Source organism: Rahnella sp. AA (assembly GCF_002834385.1).
In the GTDB taxonomy this organism is placed as follows: domain Bacteria; phylum Pseudomonadota; class Gammaproteobacteria; order Enterobacterales; family Enterobacteriaceae; genus Rahnella.
The window spans coordinates 177,347-195,328 of sequence record NZ_PITQ01000009.1 but is presented as its reverse complement, the minus strand read 5'-3'; the positions used below and the strand labels follow the sequence as shown (position 1 = coordinate 195,328).

The following is a 17,982-nucleotide window of genomic DNA, read 5'->3' as shown; positions in this document are numbered from 1 at the left end:
AAAAAGCAACGGACTAATCCGTTGCTTTTTTTATGGTTAAAATTTGCCGCGAAACCTGATTACTTCAGAACAGCCAGCGCCGACTCATAGTCAGGTTCAGTGGTAATTTCGTTCACCAGTTCGCTGTACAGCACGTTGTCCTGGCCGTCCAGTACCACTACGGCACGGGCAGTCAGGCCTGACAGCGCACCGTCGGTGATGCCCACGCCATATTCGGATTTGAAGTCTCCGCCACGCAGCGTCGACAGGGTGACCACATTGCTCAGGCCTTCTGCGCCGCAGAAACGGGACTGCGCAAATGGCAGGTCAGCAGAGATGCACAGCACAACCGTGTTGTCGATTTCGCTCGCAAGCTGATTGAATTTGCGTACTGACGTCGCGCAGACGCCGGTATCAATGCTTGGGAAAATGTTCAGGACTTTGCGTTTACCCGCGAAGCTGCTCAGGCTGACATCAGAGAGATCTTTAGCGACCAGGCTGAACGGCTTGGCGACGTCGCCTTTTTGTGGGATTTTGCCAGCAACGGTGACCGGGTTGCTCTGAAAGTGTACTGTCTGGGTCATGATTATTTCCTATGGACATTGGAGTCAAACGGCTTTCAGTTTAGGGGAACAATTGTAGGTTGGATATAGATTAAATGCTAAATACTTGTATATCTTATATATGCCCGTTTGAGTATATACCGAGGAGCCGTTATGAGAAGTGTCCGCTTTTATCCGGAAGCCTGGCCGTTGCATACGGCATTTGTGATCTCCCGCGGCAGCCGCACTGAAGCGCGCGTAGTCACTGTCGAAATCGAAGAAAAGGGCATTCGCGGGGTGGGAGAATGCACGCCGTATCCCCGCTATGACGAAAGCGAAACCTCGGTGATGGCGCAAATCGCCAGCGTTGTCACGGCGGTTGAACAGGGCGCAACACGCGAACAGTTGCAACATTTGCTTCCCGCCGGAGCTGCCCGAAATGCTCTGGATTCCGCATTATGGAACCTTGAAACGCAACTGACCGGCCAGACGCTCTGGCAGCTCACCGGCACGGAACCGCTGGCGTCAATCAGCATGGCGCAAACCGTCAGTATCGGCACGCCGGAAGAGATGGCGGAAGCCGCGCTCGCGCTGCAACAAAAGGGCGCAACGCTGCTGAAGATTAAACTCGATGACCGGCTGATTGCCGAGCGCCTGGTGGCAATCCGCGCGGCCGTGCCAAAGGCTTCCCTGATTGTGGATGCCAATGAAGCGTGGCAAAGCGACGGTCTGGCGGCACGCTGCCAGTTGCTGGCCGATCTCGGGATTCTGATGCTCGAACAACCGCTGCCTGCGGGTGAAGATTCCGCGCTGGAGAATTTCATCCATCCCCTTCCAATTTGTGCCGACGAAAGTTGCCATACGATTGAAGGGCTTCCGGCGCTGAAAGGGCGTTATGAGATGGTAAATATCAAGCTCGATAAAACCGGCGGGCTGACGGGCGCACTGCGGCTGGCGCAGGCGGCGTACGCGCAGGGCTTTGAAGTCATGCTGGGCTGCATGTTATGCACCTCGCGCGCGGTGCGTGCCGCACTTCCGCTGACGGCGGGCGCAAAGTTCATCGATCTTGATGGCCCGACCTGGCTGGCGCAGGACGTTGAACCCGCGATGAAGTTTCATTGTGGCGGAATCGACATCGCCGGTTCCGAATAATTTCTCGCCTGTTGCCGTTGTTTTGTGCGCGAAGGCAAATCTGTAACGATTTCCTGTAGGGGATTGCGGTAACAAATGATAAAACTCCTGAATATTTCAGGGCTGGCCCCTTATGTGTTCAGGAGAATTTATGCCGCAGGGAAAATCGTTTCCTCTCTTATCGTATTCCGCCTGTGCCGCGCTGGTGGCACTGATTTCCGGTCAGGCTTTAGCCGCGCAGGTTCCCGCTGGTACGCAACTTGCCGCGAAACAGGAAATCGTCCGTCATATCAAAGATGAACCTGCTTCCCTAGACCCTGCAAAAGTGGTCGGCCTGCCGGAAGCGCAGGTGGCACGGGATTTGTTCGAAGGTCTGGTGAACCAGGATGCTAACGGGAAAAGCATTTCAGGCGTCGCCGAAAGCTGGCAAAACCAGAACAATCAGGTTTTCCTGTTCACATTGCGTAAAGACGCCAGATGGTCGAACGGCGATCCTGTGACGGCGCAGGATTTCGTGTACAGCTGGCAGCGTCTGGTGGATCCGAAAAGCTTATCCACCGGTGCATGGTTTGCGGCGCTGGCGGGTATTGCTAATGCCGATGCGATCATTGCCGGGAAAATGCCGGTCGATAAACTCGGTGTTACCGCCATCAGCCCGACGCAGCTGCGCGTTACGCTTGACCGCCCGGTGCCGTTTTTCGTCAGCCTGCTGGCGAACTTCAGCCTGTTCCCGGTACATAAAGCCACGGTGGAAAAATTTGGCGATGACTGGACCAAACCCGGCAATCTGGTGGGCAACGGCGCGTATGTGCTGAAAGAGCGCGTCGTGAACGAAAAACTGGTGCTGGAGCCAAACCCGAATTACTGGGATCACGCGCATACTGTGCTGACAAAAGTCACTTTCGTGCCGATCAATAAAGAGTCCAACGCGACAAAGCGCTATCTGGCCAATGACATTGATATCACTGAGTCTTTCCCGAAAGATCAGTACAAAAAACTGATGCACGATATTCCGGGACAGGTCTACACGCCGTATCAGCTCGGCACCTATTATTACGCGTTTAACACCCGTCGCGCGCCGACTGACGATGCCCGTGTGCGTCTGGCACTGTCGATGAGCATCGATCGTACCGTGATTGCCGAAAAAGTGCTGGGCACCGGCGAAAAACCGGCGTGGCGCTTTACGCCTGACGTCACTAACGGTTTCAAACCGGTGAAAAGTGAAATGGAGCAGTATTCGCAGGAAGAGCTGAATGCGCAGGCCAAAGGGCTGCTGGCGGCGGCGGGTTATGGCCCGAACAAACCGCTGCATCTGACCTTGCTGTACAACACCTCTGAAAGCCATCAGAAGATTGCCATCGCGGTGGCCTCGATGTGGAAAAAGAATCTGGGGGCAGATGTAAAACTGGTTAATCAGGAATGGAAAACCTATATCGACAGCCGCAATACCGGCAATTTCGATGTGATCCGCGCGTCATGGGTCGGCGATTATAATGAAGCGTCAACCTTTCTCTCCCTGCTGACGTCCACACACACCGGCAACATCAGTAAATTCAGCAACGCCGGTTACGATAAAGTGATTGCTGAAGCCAGCCGTGAAACCAGCGACGCGCGCCGTAACGATGACTACAACAAGGCCGAGCAAATCATCGCCAGCCAGGCACCGATTGCGCCGATTTATCAGTACACCAATGGCCGCCTGATCAAACCGTGGGTGAAAGGCTATCCGATCACCAATCCGGAAGACGTTGCTTACAGCCAGGAAATGTACATCATCAAACACTGATACTGGTGTCTTCTCAAAATGCAAAAAGCGCCAGTCACGGCGCTTTTTGTTTTTATCTGACGGTCAGCTTTTACGGCTGAACAAACGGACCAGCAGGGCGGCGGCCGCAGCAACGGTGGCCAGCAGAACCACACCCGTCCAGCCACCGGCTTCCAGTGCTTTACTGCCCAGCGCGGCACCGGCTGACATCCCGATAAACACGACGGTAAACAGCAGGGCGTTCAACCTGCCGCGCGCCGCCGGTTCCAGGCCATAAACTAATGTCTGGTGAGCAACCAGCGAAGCCTGAATGCCTAAATCGAAGCCAATGGCGCTCAGCACAATCAGTGCAAGCTGTGCATGAGGTGATAACAGCGGCAGCAGGAACATTGCGGCGAACGACAACATAACCAGCGCAGAACCTATTTGTGTGACACGCGCCGGGCCTTTCTTATCGGCTAACGTACCGGCCAGCGGTGCTGCCAGAGCGCCTGCGGCTCCCGCCAGCCCAAATGCGCCGGCAACGGCACTGCCCAGATGGAAATGTTCGTTGAGCATAATCGCCAGCGTCGACCAGAACGCGCTGAACGCAACGGACAGCAACCCCTGAGCCAGCGCCGCATGACGCAGTGTCTTATAGTTTTTCCACAATCCGAACATCGAATGCAACAGACGGGCATAGCTGATGCGCGTATCGGGTGTAAAACGTGGCAGAACCCGCCACAGCGCAAAACCAATCAGCGCCACGCTCACCGCCGCCAGCTGATACATCACCCGCCAGCCAAAATATTCTGCAACAAAGCCGCTGACCACGCGGGAAAGCAGGATCCCGACCAGCAAACCGGTCATCACCGTCCCGACCGTTTTACCTCGCTGCGCCGCCGGAGCAAGATGCGCGGAAGCGGGCACGATATCCTGCGCCATGGTCGCGCCGATACCGGTGATCAGGCTTGCCGCGAGTAATCCGTGAATGCCGGGGACAAAGCCGCACAGCAGCAGCGCGACGGCCAGCAAAATACTTTTGAGCAAAATAATCGTCCGGCGATCATGGCGGTCGCCCAGCGGGATTAAAAATAAAATGCCCAGCGCGTAACCGGCCTGCGTCAGCGTCGGAATAAGCCCGACCGACGTCGTGCTGGCCTGTAAGTTCCCGCCCATAATCCCGAGCATTGGCTGGCTGTAGTAAATTGAAGCGACGCTTAATCCGGCGCCAGCGGCCAGTGTAAAGATGATTTTGCCGGAAAGCGCCGTGCCGGAAACGGCTGACGTGCTGGTAAGTTCTGACATAACGTGATCCCCGATGGATTAATTTATGAATATGATTGCGTGGACTGCATTCTTCTCCTGAATGGTTATAAGTGGTAGCCTGCACAAAGGTAAAACTGTTATACGTGAGGCGTATGAATACACCACTTACCAGCGGTATCGACCGTATCGACCTGATGCAGACGTTCGTCCGTATTGTTGAAAGCGGCAGTCTCTCCGCCGCCGCAGCCCAGCTGGGCACCAGCCAGCCAACGGTCAGCCGCCGCTTGCAGTCGCTGGAGAAAATGCTCGGCGCCCGGCTGATTCTTCGCACCACGCACGCCATGAAACTGACCGACGACGGCGAGCGGTGTTATGCGCAGGCCAAATTATTGCTCGAACGCTGGGCGTCGCTGGAAGACCAGTTGCACAGCGCGGGAGATGAACCTGTGGGCATTCTGCGCGTGCGTGCGCCGCATGCGTTCGGGCAGGATCAGCTGATTGCCCCTCTGACACGTTATTTGCAGCATTATCCGGGGCTTTCTGTCGACTGGATGCTGAATGACCGCACGCCGGATTTTATTTCCGAGGACATCGACTGTGCTATCCAGGTGGGGAATGTTGCGGAGCCCTCGATGGTCGCCATTCTGCTGGCAGAAGTGCCACGTATCGTGGTGGCCACACCGGCTCTGTTGCGACAGCACCCGGTCTCCCAGGTTGGTGAGCTGGCAAGGCTTCCCTGGATAGCCTTTAGTACCTATTACCGTAACGAAGTGTCATTACGCCATGATGACGATGGCCGGATGGAAAGTTGTGCCATCGCACCCCGCATGTCGACCGACAGCTTATACGCCGTACGTAAGGCTGCATTGTCCGGATTAGGGGCGGGCATTGTATCGGCGTGGATCGTCAAAGAGGATATTGCAGAAGGGCGGCTGGAACGCCCATTGCCTGGCTGGAACGCACTGCCGTTGCCGGTTTACCTGGTTTATCCGTATTCCAGCTATTATCCCGCGCGTCTGCGTAAGTTTATCGAGATAATGCGCAATGTGATGCCGGATCTGGCCGAAACGCAGGCACCGGGCGGTTAGAAACACTCTGCTATATCGCGAAACAGTTAACTGCGTGTGGTTAACATTTTTTGTCCGCATACATGGCATGATCTTTTTTGTTGTTAAAGGTGAACGATTCACGCCTTTGTTGAGTTTTTGAATTTCAGGGACTTAACGCTAAACTGAGTAAAGATAACGAAGAAAAAGCGAGGAACATCGTGGAAGTCATTAAGGGAAAAGAACTACAGGTTTCAGATGCTGTCTACGCTTTTCAGATGGACGGTCAGGGTGGCGTGAATGGCATCAGCCCGCAATGTGTCGCCAGTGATGAGAAACCTTGCTGGCTGCATCTCGATTACACACTTCCTGCCAGCGAAAAATGGATCAACAGTACGCCGGTCTTGCCTGACAGCGTGCGCGAAGCGCTGGCCGGCGACAGCGTACGGCCTAAAGTTATGCGCGTAGGCGAGGGGACGCTGATCACACTGCGCAGCATTAATCTTAATGCCGATGCGCGACCGGATCAGCTTGTGACTATCCGGGTTTACCTGACGGATAAAATGATTGTCTCCACACGACACCGTAAAGTGTTTTCGATGGAAGAGATGATCGGTGATATGCAAAGCGGCAGCGGGCCGAAGAACACCGGCCGCTGGCTGGTGGAGATTTGCGATGCGCTGACCGATCAGACCAGCAATTTCATCGAAGATTTGCACGATAAAATTATCGATATCGAAGACGATCTGATGGAGCAACAAGTGCCGGAGCGTGGGCAAATGGCGTTGCTGCGTAAGCAGCTGATCGTTTTGCGCCGGTATATGGCCCCGCAGCGCGATGTGTTCTCGCGTCTGGCCAGTGAACGTCTGCCCTGGATGAATGATGACGATCGCCGTCTGATGCAGGAAATCTCCGATCGTCTGGGCCGTGGTCTGGATGACCTGGATGCCAGTATTGCCCGCACCGCGGTGTTGTCGGATGAAATCAGCTCGCTGATGGCCGATTCCCTGAACCGCCGGACTTATACCATGTCGCTGCTGGCAATGGTCTTCCTGCCTGCTACATTTCTGACGGGGCTGTTTGGTGTCAATCTGGGGGGGATCCCGGGGAATGCATCGCCGCTGGGTTTCGGTATTTTTTGCGGATTGCTGGTGGCATTAGGTGGAGGTGTCGCACTGTGGTTGAAAAAAAGCAGATGGCTGTAAGCACTTAACTCTTTAAAAAACAATAAAAAAAAGCCGGTCATAAGACCGGCGTCGTTCGAATTAAATTGTGCTATGCATTAATTCTAAAAATTTGGAAATAAGACAATATGGAGCACAACGCCCATCGCTTGACGTTGCATTCACCTGCGAAATAGATACTGCACTGATTTAGCGATTCTAATGTTGATTTCGCTCAATCTTTTTGAGGTTTATACCCCGAGGAGTGCATTCACCCCCACTTTGGGGCGGGATGAGCGCATTTTGAAAATGACAGGAGTTTGCTTTGCATAACAGGGAAATGATTCATCAGGCGTATGAAGACACCAACCGGAGAACGCTTAGCGTTTGGGACGCTCACCCGGACATCGGTATTCACCGGGCTGAACCCTTCTATCACCCTGACAGGCTCGCCATTACCAGTGGTAATCGTGCCGGGTTGTTGATGGCACCGTTATTGTCTGCGTTAGAAACCTGCATTCAGGATGAGCCGCTGGCCGATATCGCCCCCCTCAATGGTATGCACTTTACTTTCTTTGCGGTCACGCAGGCGCTGTATGACAAGCCTGACGATGCAGAGGAACTCGAGGGGCTTATCGAAATCTTCAAACAGCATTGCGACGGCCATGTTATGCATATCAGCGAACTACGCCTGGTCGCGCTGGCCGATCAGTTGTTGCTGGCGGGGATCCCCGATGCAGAAAGTTTGCGAGTCAGGCAGGCGTTGGTGGATCACCTGCTCAGCACATCATGGGCCGGGAAAATCAGGGAGCGGTTCCCTCATACGGAAATTCCGCAACTCTTCTGGCACAGCACTTTGCTGCGCTACAGTGCGCAATATCTGCCTGTAACTTTGCGGGAATTCTTTCGCGACAATCAGCATAAAAATTACGGCTCACTCAGCCTGCCGGTCAAACTGATGATGACCAATTACAACTGGAGCGAAACTTTTACGCTGGCCTGAAGAAAAAAGCCCGCATTCGCTGCGGGCTTACAGTGTTCAACGCTGAGCGATTTATTTAATTTCGAGAACGTTCAGGCGCTCAACCGGCGCTGCGATTTCGTCATCTTCAGGCTGCCAGCCAGCGGGTTGCATCGGAATATCTTCACGGTCAAATGCCAGATCTCCGCCATCAATCACTTCACCGCCGTGCTGAATTCCTTTGAAATCGAACAAATTCATATCATTAAGATGTGAAGGCACCACGTTTTGCATCGCGCTGAACATGGTTTCGATCCGACCCGGATACTTTTTATCCCAATCCTTCAGCATATCGCCGATCACCTGACGTTGCAGGTTAGGTTGAGAACCGCACAGATTACAAGGAATGATCGGGTATTCGCGGGCAATCGCAAAACGCTCGATATCTTTTTCCCGGCAGTATGCCAGCGGACGGATCACGATGTGTTTACCATCATCGCTCATCAGTTTCGGTGGCATGCCCTTCAGCTTACCGCCATAGAACATGTTGAGGAACAAGGTTTGAAGGATATCATCGCGGTGATGGCCAAGCGCAATCTTGGTACAGCCCAGTTCGGTTGCGGTGCGGTATAAAATCCCGCGGCGCAGGCGTGAACACAAAGAACAGGTGGTTTTACCTTCCGGGATCTTATCTTTGACGATGGAATAGGTATCTTCGGTGACAATTTTATATTCCACACCAAGAGTTTCTAAGTACTCAGGCAAAATATGTGCCGGGAAGCCCGGTTGTTTCTGGTCAAGGTTGACCGCCACCAGAGAAAAATTCACCGGCGCGCTTTGTTGCAGATTGCGCAAAATTTCCAGCATGGTGTAGCTGTCCTTGCCGCCGGACAGGCACACCATAATGCGGTCACCTTCTTCGATCATTCCGAAGTCCGCAATCGCTTTACCCACATCGCGACGCAGGCGTTTTTGCAACTTGTTGAGGTTGTATTGTTCTTTCTTATTAAATTCTTGAGTATCTGACATTTTTTGGCTGTTCAGTTCGTTTTAGGGCGCAACAGGCATAAGCCTGCCACGCGAGTTTCTTATTCTGCATGCCGTTCGGGGGCTTTTAAGCTTCATATCCTGTCGGGTGCATTCAATCCCGCAGTCATCATCAGGCATGCGTACGTGTGGCGCGTATGATACGGATTACGCCGCCGAATGTCAGCGCGTTTTGTAGCAGCGTTCCAGCGAGCGGCAAGAGTTGAGAGGGAGTCATAGGTTTTTTGTACTCCTTTTTAAACCGGGCATAAAAACAAAATGTAAACTCTGCTGCTCGGTTTTTCCGTACTCCCGGAGAGGGTAGGGTTTCTCGTCGCGGGATGGTTTTCGATGGCAACTAAGATGACGCCATGCTTCGATGAAACCATGAGCAAATGAAAAAATAAAGCTCCGGAAAAATATTATTGCCACATGGCATTTTTTGCTAAAAAAATTACGGATGCCATACAGCATCACTGTTTTTTTTGGGAAATAAAAAACATATAAAATAATCACTTAACAAATTTCATTTTCATTGTTGATTATTTCATGATGAACAATTTCAATAAACCTTATTCAACCAATTGATATATATAGAAATATAAATAACCATTCATTTCTTGTGGTTTTATTGTATTCGACTAATATTCATTGGAGCCCGCTAAGAACAATGGGCATAAAAATTCAATGCATGTGACTTCCTTTATAAAGATCAATCAAGTAAGCGTTGCTCAAGAGAGATGCTATTAAATTTAAATAGTTGAATCCTTGTTGTTAAATATTCATTTTTAGTAATGGATGTGACTGTTTTATGTCTGTCAAAACTTACCTGTTATTTAAAAGAGGATACTGCCATGTCTAATGTTTCAGTGAGCTCTATTAATGTGGGCTTTGTAGATAATGAATTATATATTATAGCTATTCCAAGTAGTGGGTATGGGTCCACTGAAGTTTTGCACTATAACTCCGGCTATAATGATCAATGCAACATAGAAATTATACCACAACACATTCTTTCTTCCGGGCAATATGTGTTGAGTTTTGTTGTGATAAATTGGGGGGGGCCGGCAGCCCTTACCGCGACATTAACAATGAGCGATGGTAGCACACAGCCTGTAAATATGCCGACAAACTCCTCGGCTGGCACAGGTGTTGTTTTCACTAAAAATATCCCCATCACTGTAGGTGGCTGAGGCCGGTTTACACAAGCCAGCAGTAGTAAAGGATATGCTGTGTGCAAGAGCGATCGATGCAGACCGCTCTCTTGATTTTTGAAAGTATTGAATAACTCACAGTCTGGAAATAAATGCCATCAATAATGAGTATTCTGCGGAACAGGATATAAAATCGTGTAGCGTCATCGATTTTTGAATCTATGCCCGTCAGCTTTTCCAGACTAAAAAATTGCTCACGGAAATACAACATTGACACTCTATGATTGTTGTGAAGAACATAAATATGTTTTTACGATGCTAATACGTGAAAATTTACTAATTTTCGGTAGCGGCATCAAATCCGGCTGCGCAGGTGCGTGGCCTGTTTCCATCTGTTCACCCTAATCTTCCTTCCCTTCCAGAGCAGCCCTCTAAGATTTTATGATACGGATTACGCCGCCGAATGTCAGCGCGTTTTATCGCAGCGTTCCGCGGGAAACCGCCACATTCAAGGTTGGATAAATCAGGTTCACAGATTATTTTGGTAAAGGTTGGGTAAAAAGAGGCAACTTTCTTCAAAATTTGCCGTTAACCAAACCACGGTGTTTAGTTTTAAGCGATGGGGAGCTGAGCGTGGAAGATTCAAAAGTAGCCTTTGAAGAAGCCTGCAGAATGGTAGGCGAATGTTGTCTGATGTTTGCGCAAAATGGCGAAGAAATTAGCCGGGATCGGGTTGCTCTGTGGCTTGGGCGTGTCCAGGAGGAGGCCATCGACGCCATTGGTGAGCCAAATGACGCATTGCAACTGGCAATAGCCCGTCTGAAAGGGGTGTGAACCACGGCGCGGGCAAATACAGATGTTTCTCAATGAATAAGGGAGGATGCTGGCTAAGCTTAGTCAGTACCCGTTAAGTCAGAATCCCATTTCATTCAGGAGGAAGTATATGAAGAGGAACAACCTTATCGCCGCATCGCTGGCTGCTGTTGCAATATTTTTTGTGGCAGGGTGTGCATCGAATCAGGCGATTAAAACGACGGACGGAAAAACCATCGTTACTGACGGTAAACCTCAGGTAGATGACGATACAGGTCTGGTATCCTACAAAAATGCAGAGACAGGCAAAACCGAACAAATAAACCGTGATCAGGTCAAAAATATGAGCGAACTGGATAACTAAGTTATCTGAACGTATATTTTATCTGATGTTCAACCCGCTGATAAGGCGGGTTTTTTATGGTCTGCATTGCATGCGGCTGTAGGGGTTGCTGCAATGGCTAGGTTTGATAGGGGAAAAAATGACGTTATCGCAATGGCGTACACCTTTTGCCGTGCTCATTCTGATGGGAGGATGCTGGCAAGCAAAGGCGGCGGAACCTGCATTTTTAAACACAGCGCAAATGGCCGTTGTGCGTCAGCAGCTACACAACCACAGTGCGGCACCGCAAACGGCAGAGGCTTATCAGCATCTGCTGGCAGCGGCGAATGGCGCCCTGAAAAAACCGGATCTCAGTGTAACGGAAAAAGGAATGGTTCCCCCTGGCGGGTCGAAACATGACTATCTCAGCCTGAGCGCTTACTGGTGGCCGGATGAAAGTAAGCCTGATGGTTTGCCGTGGATCCGTAAAGACGGGCACGTAAATCCGGCCAGTAAAAACGATCAGAGCGACGGCGTACGGCTGGCGGATTTCACGGCGCGAGTACAGAACCTCACGCTGGCCTGGTATTTCTCCGGCGAACAAAAATATGCCGACAAAGCCGCCAGTTTACTGCGTACCTGGTTTATTACACCGGAAACCCGAATGAATCCGAATCTGAATTTTGCGCAGGGTGTACCGGGGATCTCGCCGGGGCGTAATGCAGGGGTGCTGGATGGCCGTTATTTTTCTACGCGCATTGTGGATTCGCTTGTACTTTTACAGGGCAACCGGGCATGGACTGGCGATGACGAACAGCAGATGCGAACGTGGATGCAGGACTATTTACACTGGCTGCAGGGCAGTAAAATCGCGAAAAAGGAAGGACGCACGCAGAATAATCACGGCAACTGGTATGTGACCCAGTTGTCAGGTATTGCATGGTATCTCGGCGATAAAGCGGTGATCGGCGATATGGCGAAGTTGATGAAAAGCAAACTGGATGTGCAGCTTAAACCCGACGGCACTCAGCCCGCTGAACTGGCGCGCACCCGCTCGTTCCATTACAGCTATTTCAATTTGCAGGCAATCAGCATGATGGCGGTGCTGGCGCAGAAAAACGGGATTGATCTCTGGCGCTATAAAACCCCGGAAGGCGGCAGTGTCCTGACTTCACTCGATTTCATGGCGCGCTTTACTGATCCGTCAGTACCGTGGCCGTATAAAACGATTGATCAGATCCGTGTGCGCCCCTTACCGCTGCTCTCCTGGGCAGATAATGCGACTGGCGAGACACGCTATGAACAGCAAATCCGCAGCGCCACCTTTAGCTTACCGCCAGCAGTGAAGCAGGCTTCCGGGGGTTATCACGAAGATGCCACGCGCGGTGCGGTGATGGAGGCGGAACGTGAGACGTGGTTGCTGACGTTACCGTCTTTTGCGGCCGGTTATGTCCCCGCTCAGGCAAAGGAAGGTTGATGTAACGTCAGGTCGTGAAAGGGGGCTGGCTTACTGGTTGCGCCCCCGGGCTGACGCGCTGAGATAGGTAGTTACATGAAATAAAAGAATTTTTGATGAAAAACACCTCAAGTTTTAACAGGCCGTACCGATAAACACTGTCCTTATTGTGTTTTAATTGATGGTATTGGTTACATGGTATTTTCATTACAGGATAAAACTTCACCAAAATTCTACCGGCGGGACATTGATGGCCTGCGAGCCATCGCCATTATTCTTGTTGTGATCTTTCACAGTGGTTTATCCCTTTTCCCATCAGGATTCATTGGCGTTGATATTTTCTTTGTTATTTCTGGTTATCTCATCACCAACATAATTACCTCAGATATTGATAAGGATGCATTCAGCATAAAGGAGTTTTACCGCAGAAGACTCTGGCGCATCCAGCCTGCGCTGATATGCATGTGGTTTTTTGTCTTTATTTTCGCCACGCTGATTTACTTACCCGATGACTATATCAAATACTTCCATAGTCAAAAATATTCGAGCCTGTTGCTGGCCAATCAATTTTTTTCCAGGCAGTCAACGGAATACGCATCTCCAGATTCAGCCATATTCCCATTGCTCCATACCTGGTCACTTGCCATTGAATGGCAATGGTATCTGCTATTGCCCGTCATCCTGATCAGTGCCAAAAAACTGCGGCCAAAAACCAGCCTGGCAGTCGTTGTTAATACGCTGTTTGTGTGTGCATTATGTGCTTCATTTATAATGGTGTTTTTAAATCTCCCCGGGAAGTATTACTCGCTTTCCGCCAGGATGTACGAGTTTCTCGCGGGCGGGGCAGTTATTTTTCTTGAGAGAAAATATAAAGACAACTTCAATAATATTATCCTGAATAATATTATCTCTTTGCTTGCCATCATAACTCTTATTGGTGTTGCGCTATCGCAAGGGGTGCTCAATAACTATCCGAATAATTATGCCCTGGTGGTTGTTCTCTCAACCTGTGTACTGTTATTTTCCGGCGGATTCAATCAGGAAACGATCTCCACGAAGGGGCTAAGGAGTGCCCCGGCGGCTTACATGGGGAAGATTTCCTATTCACTCTATCTCTGGCACTGGCCTGTTTTTGCTATAAATAATTACATTTATGGCAGTGTGGATGTGACAAGAGTCATCGTCTGTTTGTGTATTACATGGGTACTCTCCGTGATGACGTACTCTCTGGTGGAAACGCCATTGAGAAGAAAAACGATGTCATTCACCCGGACTTTGGCGATATTGATTATTTTACCCGTCATATGTTCAATAGTTGCGAATAAACTGGTGGACAACCATCAGGGATATTCATTACGTCTGGGGCATAGTTATGATGATGCGTTCAAACTTCAGCAAGTTTATTCTCAAAAAGCACATAACCGGCCAGGTTGTCTTGATGGTAAACAAATTCCTTCAGAGTGTGAATTTGGGGATTTGAAATCCGGTAAAACAGCATTAATGATTGGTGATTCAACTTCAAATCAATTCTGGGGTTTTTGGGATGTCATGGGGCAGAACGCACATGTTAAAATAACAGCGCTCAGCACACCATCATGCCTCTCTCTTCCCGGTATCTACCAGTTTGACTGGTGGATATATAAAAGTCAGACGTATGATAAATGCTATGAAAACACCCGGCGTTATTATGAACTGATTAAAAAACAGCATTATGACTATGTCATTATCGGTGAGATCTGGGAGCAATATTCCCGCGGCCCATGGTTAATTAATTCACCTGAAGATCCGCGAAGTCAGGCTTTATCAGAGGCTCGTATGGAAACGGCGATGCGTGCCGCGTTAAATGCGGTCACCGCCAGCGGCGGTAAACCCATCATCATGCGCACCATTGCGCCGATGCCTGACGGATATATGGCCTGCCGGGATAAAGAAGCGGTTCTGCGGCATCCCTTTAACAAACAAGCCTGTGATGCAAACCCATCGGGCAGTTCTGAAGATGACTGGATCCTTGGTCTGTTCAGAAAAATGTCTGAATCTTACCCGACACTTACGTCAATTGATCCTAAGAAAATTCAATGCCCTGACGGACGGTGTCTGACAGAGTTGGGCGGGATAGGGATATATCGCGATGTGGGGCATATTACGGATTATGCTTCTTATACTTTTGGAGAACGCTATCTGTCACAGGAAGGTAACCCGTTAAAATAGCGTCGTGATAATAACCTCTGCGCAGATGTGGCCGCCGGTTTTTCAGGCGGCCACTGTTTTTTGTTATGCGTAAAATCCTCTTTGGGCGCCCACACTGGCGCTAAACTCATTCAGCCGCCTTTCCCGCCAGCAGAGCCAAAAAGTCATACTTTTTCTGCCGCTGCATATAACTGCTCTGCCACTTCAGGTTGCTGAGCGCCAGGTCGTAACCGTGTTCTTCGCACGGGCTGTACGTGATGACAAGCGACGGCCCCGGATAGGCTCCGTCTTTTGCATTAACGCTTTAATTCTCACTCTGTGATGCAAAAATGTAACTAATATCACAACCGCTTACGTCTGCAATGCCAGACGGTGAATAGACTTTCCATGACTATTACTGCTCGCTGACGATGTTTCCGCCACCTTTAATTGATTTATTGTTTTAATTTAAAGACCCTAAAGGTTATTTAATGTAAATAGCATTACTTCTTAATATATAGGCTGATGTATACATATGGAATATTTATATTATTAACATTAATAACTGAATTATCATGTTACGTTTCTTTTTAAATCGTTCATGCGCATGCTATTGTTTTAAAGCTACTCGAAAGCCAGTTTTTATTATTTCCCCGCCTTTATTTTTTGCAAGGTGGTTGTATTTTTTTATGTTTAAGGATGAATAAAATGAAATTCAAGAAAAAACTGCTCCCTAGCTTAATATTGAGTATATTGAGCGGGCAAATATATCCAGCCTCTGCCGTATTAATGCGTGATGATATCAGCACTCAGGTATATCGTGATTTTGGTGAGAATCGGGGGGTGTTCGCGGCAGGCTCAACAAATATTCCCATTTATCATACTGATGGTTCTTTAAGCGGAATTATAAATGTGATGCCTGATTTTAGCGCCAACGCTGACAGGGGGAATATGACGTTAATCGACCCTCAGGTAACCGTAACGGCAGACCATGTTACCAAAATTACCGATGCGTCTTTTGGAAAACGTTATCTGCAATTAGATTCAACTTTATTCAGCGGTGCGGAAAAATCATCAAGCTATGAATTGATGAATGAAATTACAAAGGAAGCGTATACCGTTACCTCTCCGGGCGACTATAAATTAGTGCGACAACGCAGCATTGTTACTGATGCAGCGCCTGCGGAATTATTTACTGATACGAGCCAACTTAAGGCTGGATTGCAGATAGCGCGTGTCGGAGGGGGATATTTTACCGTTGCTACAGGTGTCGGAAAAAGCACTCCTGCTGAATACATTCCGCATTTTGGGCAGGGATCGGGACCCACGGCGGGTGGGCTGAATATCGTCGGAAATGTGACCTTAGGTTCTAATGGTATTTATACATTAACCTATAAGTTTACATCGGATGAAAAGACAGCTCTGGACGCCGGTGCGAGACCCGGTGACAGCGGGAGCGGGGTGTGGGCGTGGGACAACATATCTCAAAGCTGGAAATTTATGGGTATCCATACCGCCCATAGTGGTGATGCCGGATATGACTCTTTAACGCTATACATGAGAGCAGACCCGGGCTGGACACAGGAGACCCTTAACAGCTTCAACGACCCGTCGGTAAATACACTTAAGGCTTCAGATGTTATTTATATCGGAAATCAGAATATTTACAGCGGTGAGGGGGATCTCACCCTTAACGGCAAAACGATACGCTATCACGGTATCGCTACCTACTTTCCGAAAAGCGAACGGGAAGAAGAAGATTATGAGACCAATAAAAACCTGATCTTTGGCGGGGCTGGCGGCACACTCCAGCTGACCGCCCCCAATCTCGATATGGGCGCAGGTTCACTCACCTTTAAGTCTGATTACATCCTTTCCGACGGCGGCAACAGCAGCCGGCGCATGAATTCGGCCGGCTACATCATTAATGCCGGGGCGACAGTCATGAGTAATCTGACCGGCAGCGCGGGTGATATCTGGCGCAAAATTGGCCTCGGGACGTTGGTGATCGGCGGCTCGGGTATCAACCATGCGGGCATTTATACCGGTGACGGCCTGACCGTTCTGCAACGCCAGGGAGGTCATGCGGCGGATACGATGCACATCAGCAGTGGCCGCGCGATTGTTCGCCTGGGTGCTGCCAATCAGCTTGACGGTACCCAGGTAGGTTTTGGGACGAAAGGCGGGGTGCTGGATCTGTACGGTCAGTCTCTTACCTGGAACGATATTATCCATATGGATAACGGGGCAACGATTGGCAACAGCCATGCAAATACCCTCTCTAACTTCACCTTCACCGGCAGTGGCCCGAAAACTTATCTGGGCAACTTTTTCGACGGCGGTTCTGCGGATAAGGGCCTGCTGCATCTGGCGTATGCGCCGGGCGTAGCTGGCTCCTCCTGGACACTGAAAGGTAACGTTAATACCCGCGGTGGCATGGACATTACCAAGGGCAATCTGGCGGTGCAGGGTGCGCTGACGTTACACGCCGGGAACTATATCGATCCGACGCAGTATGAAACGGCGTTTTTTGATCTCGGCGACAGCCTGGTGAAGCTGACCGGTAGCCAGTTTACGGTGGGCCGTAATGCTATGGCTCGAGGGAACTTCGTGCTGGACGATGCCTCATCCATGGTGGTGACATCGGGTGGCGCATTAAGCAACAGCCAGCAGGGCATTGATGAAGGTGCGTATCTTGATGGTCGCGTCACGCTTTCAGGTACGAACTCTGTTCTGAAAGTGACGCCAGAGGAGGGCTTCCTCGTACGAATCAATGCCGCGTTAAGCGGTGCGGGTCAAGTTGTGAAATCCGGCGCAGGTATTCTGGCACTGGGGGGAAACAACGATTTTACCGGTGGTCTTCTGCTTTCTGCAGGCAAAACGATTGCAGGTAATCTGAACGCGTTGGGTGCGGCAACCAATATTGTCACGGTGGCGAAAAATGCCATTCTTGACCTGAACGGTAACAGCGTTCTCAACACTCTCAACCTTGCGTCCGGCACGCTGGTGAACAGCAAGGCCGGGGCGCTTAAACTAGGCACTCTCAGCCTGAGTGACAACAGTACAGCCACCTTTAACGGCACCACCGATACAACAACGATTGGAAAATATCAGCTCAACGGCAAACGTCTGACCGTGAACAATATCAAAACGTCATTTACGGATAATTCTCTGACTGACGGTGATATCGCCTTTAATAGCAGTAACGTC

Annotated in this window: 14 protein-coding genes and 2 pseudogenes; 11 read left to right on the top strand and 5 right to left on the bottom strand. The window is 50.1% G+C overall.

The window, feature by feature from the left end; genetic code table 11:
• Nucleotides 1–59 precede the first annotated feature (59 nt).
• Complete coding sequence (gene tpx / locus CWS43_RS20510) at nucleotides 60–563, bottom strand: thiol peroxidase (protein WP_101078935.1); 504 nt, start codon at nucleotides 561–563, stop codon at nucleotides 60–62.
• 132 nt (nucleotides 564–695) lie between these two features.
• Here tpx and ycjG point away from each other — a divergent pair, with 132 nt between their 5' ends.
• Nucleotides 696–1,673 carry an L-Ala-D/L-Glu epimerase gene (gene ycjG, locus CWS43_RS20505; protein ID WP_101078934.1) on the top strand — a complete coding sequence of 326 codons (978 nt, stop codon included), beginning with the start codon at nucleotides 696–698 and terminating at the stop codon, nucleotides 1,671–1,673.
• Between the two features lie 130 nt (nucleotides 1,674–1,803).
• The gene (locus tag CWS43_RS20500) at nucleotides 1,804–3,438 is read left to right on the top strand and encodes an ABC transporter substrate-binding protein (RefSeq protein WP_101078933.1); all 1,635 of its coding nucleotides are present in this window, start codon (nucleotides 1,804–1,806) and stop codon (nucleotides 3,436–3,438) included.
• A gap of 63 nt (nucleotides 3,439–3,501) precedes the next feature.
• Here CWS43_RS20500 and CWS43_RS20495 read toward each other — a convergent pair whose 3' ends face one another.
• A complete protein-coding gene (locus tag CWS43_RS20495) occupies nucleotides 3,502–4,704 on the bottom strand; it encodes an MFS transporter (RefSeq protein ID WP_101078932.1) in 1,203 nt (400 codons plus the stop codon).
• A gap of 113 nt (nucleotides 4,705–4,817) precedes the next feature.
• On the opposite strand from CWS43_RS20495, the gene CWS43_RS20490 reads away from it, so the two are divergent.
• The 3 genes from CWS43_RS20490 (at nucleotide 4,818) to CWS43_RS20480 (ending at nucleotide 7,877) form a co-directional block, all read left to right on the top strand.
• On the top strand, nucleotides 4,818–5,753 hold the full coding sequence (locus CWS43_RS20490; protein ID WP_101078931.1) for a LysR family transcriptional regulator: 936 nt from the start codon (nucleotides 4,818–4,820) through the stop codon (nucleotides 5,751–5,753).
• Nucleotides 5,754–5,932: 179 nt separating this feature from the next.
• Nucleotides 5,933–6,916: a zinc transporter ZntB gene (zntB, locus tag CWS43_RS20485; protein ID WP_101078930.1), complete on the top strand. Its 984-nt coding sequence runs from the start codon at nucleotides 5,933–5,935 to the stop codon at nucleotides 6,914–6,916.
• Between the two features lie 283 nt (nucleotides 6,917–7,199).
• Complete coding sequence (locus CWS43_RS20480; protein ID WP_101078929.1) at nucleotides 7,200–7,877, top strand: hypothetical protein; 678 nt, start codon at nucleotides 7,200–7,202, stop codon at nucleotides 7,875–7,877.
• Nucleotides 7,878–7,928: 51 nt separating this feature from the next.
• Here the strand turns inward: CWS43_RS20480 and ttcA are convergent, their stop codons facing one another.
• Together ttcA and CWS43_RS27590 are read right to left on the bottom strand one after the other, a co-directional pair.
• Nucleotides 7,929–8,864, bottom strand: a complete 936-nt coding sequence (gene ttcA, locus CWS43_RS20475) for a tRNA 2-thiocytidine(32) synthetase TtcA (protein WP_101078928.1) — start codon at nucleotides 8,862–8,864, stop codon at nucleotides 7,929–7,931.
• Nucleotides 8,865–8,974: 110 nt separating this feature from the next.
• A pseudogene (locus tag CWS43_RS27590) lies at nucleotides 8,975–9,239 on the bottom strand (site-specific integrase); the annotation flags it as partial.
• A gap of 476 nt (nucleotides 9,240–9,715) precedes the next feature.
• On the opposite strand from CWS43_RS27590, the gene CWS43_RS27285 reads away from it, so the two are divergent.
• From CWS43_RS27285 to CWS43_RS20455, 5 genes are all read left to right on the top strand, one after another.
• Entirely contained in the window at nucleotides 9,716–10,054 is a 339-nt protein-coding gene (locus CWS43_RS27285; protein WP_157825419.1) for a hypothetical protein, read from the top strand.
• Nucleotides 10,055–10,687: 633 nt separating this feature from the next.
• Complete coding sequence (locus CWS43_RS27415; RefSeq protein WP_232777113.1) at nucleotides 10,688–10,849, top strand: hypothetical protein; 162 nt, start codon at nucleotides 10,688–10,690, stop codon at nucleotides 10,847–10,849.
• Nucleotides 10,850–10,958: 109 nt separating this feature from the next.
• On the top strand, nucleotides 10,959–11,192 hold the full coding sequence (locus CWS43_RS20465) for a YgdI/YgdR family lipoprotein (RefSeq protein WP_101078927.1): 234 nt from the start codon (nucleotides 10,959–10,961) through the stop codon (nucleotides 11,190–11,192).
• 118 nt (nucleotides 11,193–11,310) lie between these two features.
• On the top strand, nucleotides 11,311–12,627 hold the full coding sequence (locus CWS43_RS20460) for an alginate lyase family protein (protein WP_369825906.1): 1,317 nt from the start codon (nucleotides 11,311–11,313) through the stop codon (nucleotides 12,625–12,627).
• A 174-nt stretch (nucleotides 12,628–12,801) separates the two neighbouring features.
• Nucleotides 12,802–14,814, top strand: coding sequence for an acyltransferase family protein (locus CWS43_RS20455; protein WP_101078926.1), 2,013 nt, complete (start codon nucleotides 12,802–12,804; stop codon nucleotides 14,812–14,814).
• 187 nt (nucleotides 14,815–15,001) lie between these two features.
• On the opposite strand, the pseudogene CWS43_RS27810 reads toward CWS43_RS20455, so the two are convergent.
• Nucleotides 15,002–15,076, bottom strand: a pseudogene (locus tag CWS43_RS27810) (hypothetical protein); the annotation flags it as partial.
• 404 nt (nucleotides 15,077–15,480) lie between these two features.
• Between CWS43_RS27810 and CWS43_RS20450 the strand changes: the two are divergent.
• Nucleotides 15,481–17,982 (top strand): S6 family peptidase (locus tag CWS43_RS20450; protein WP_198555886.1); only part of this gene is annotated, 2,502 nt, incomplete at its 3' end.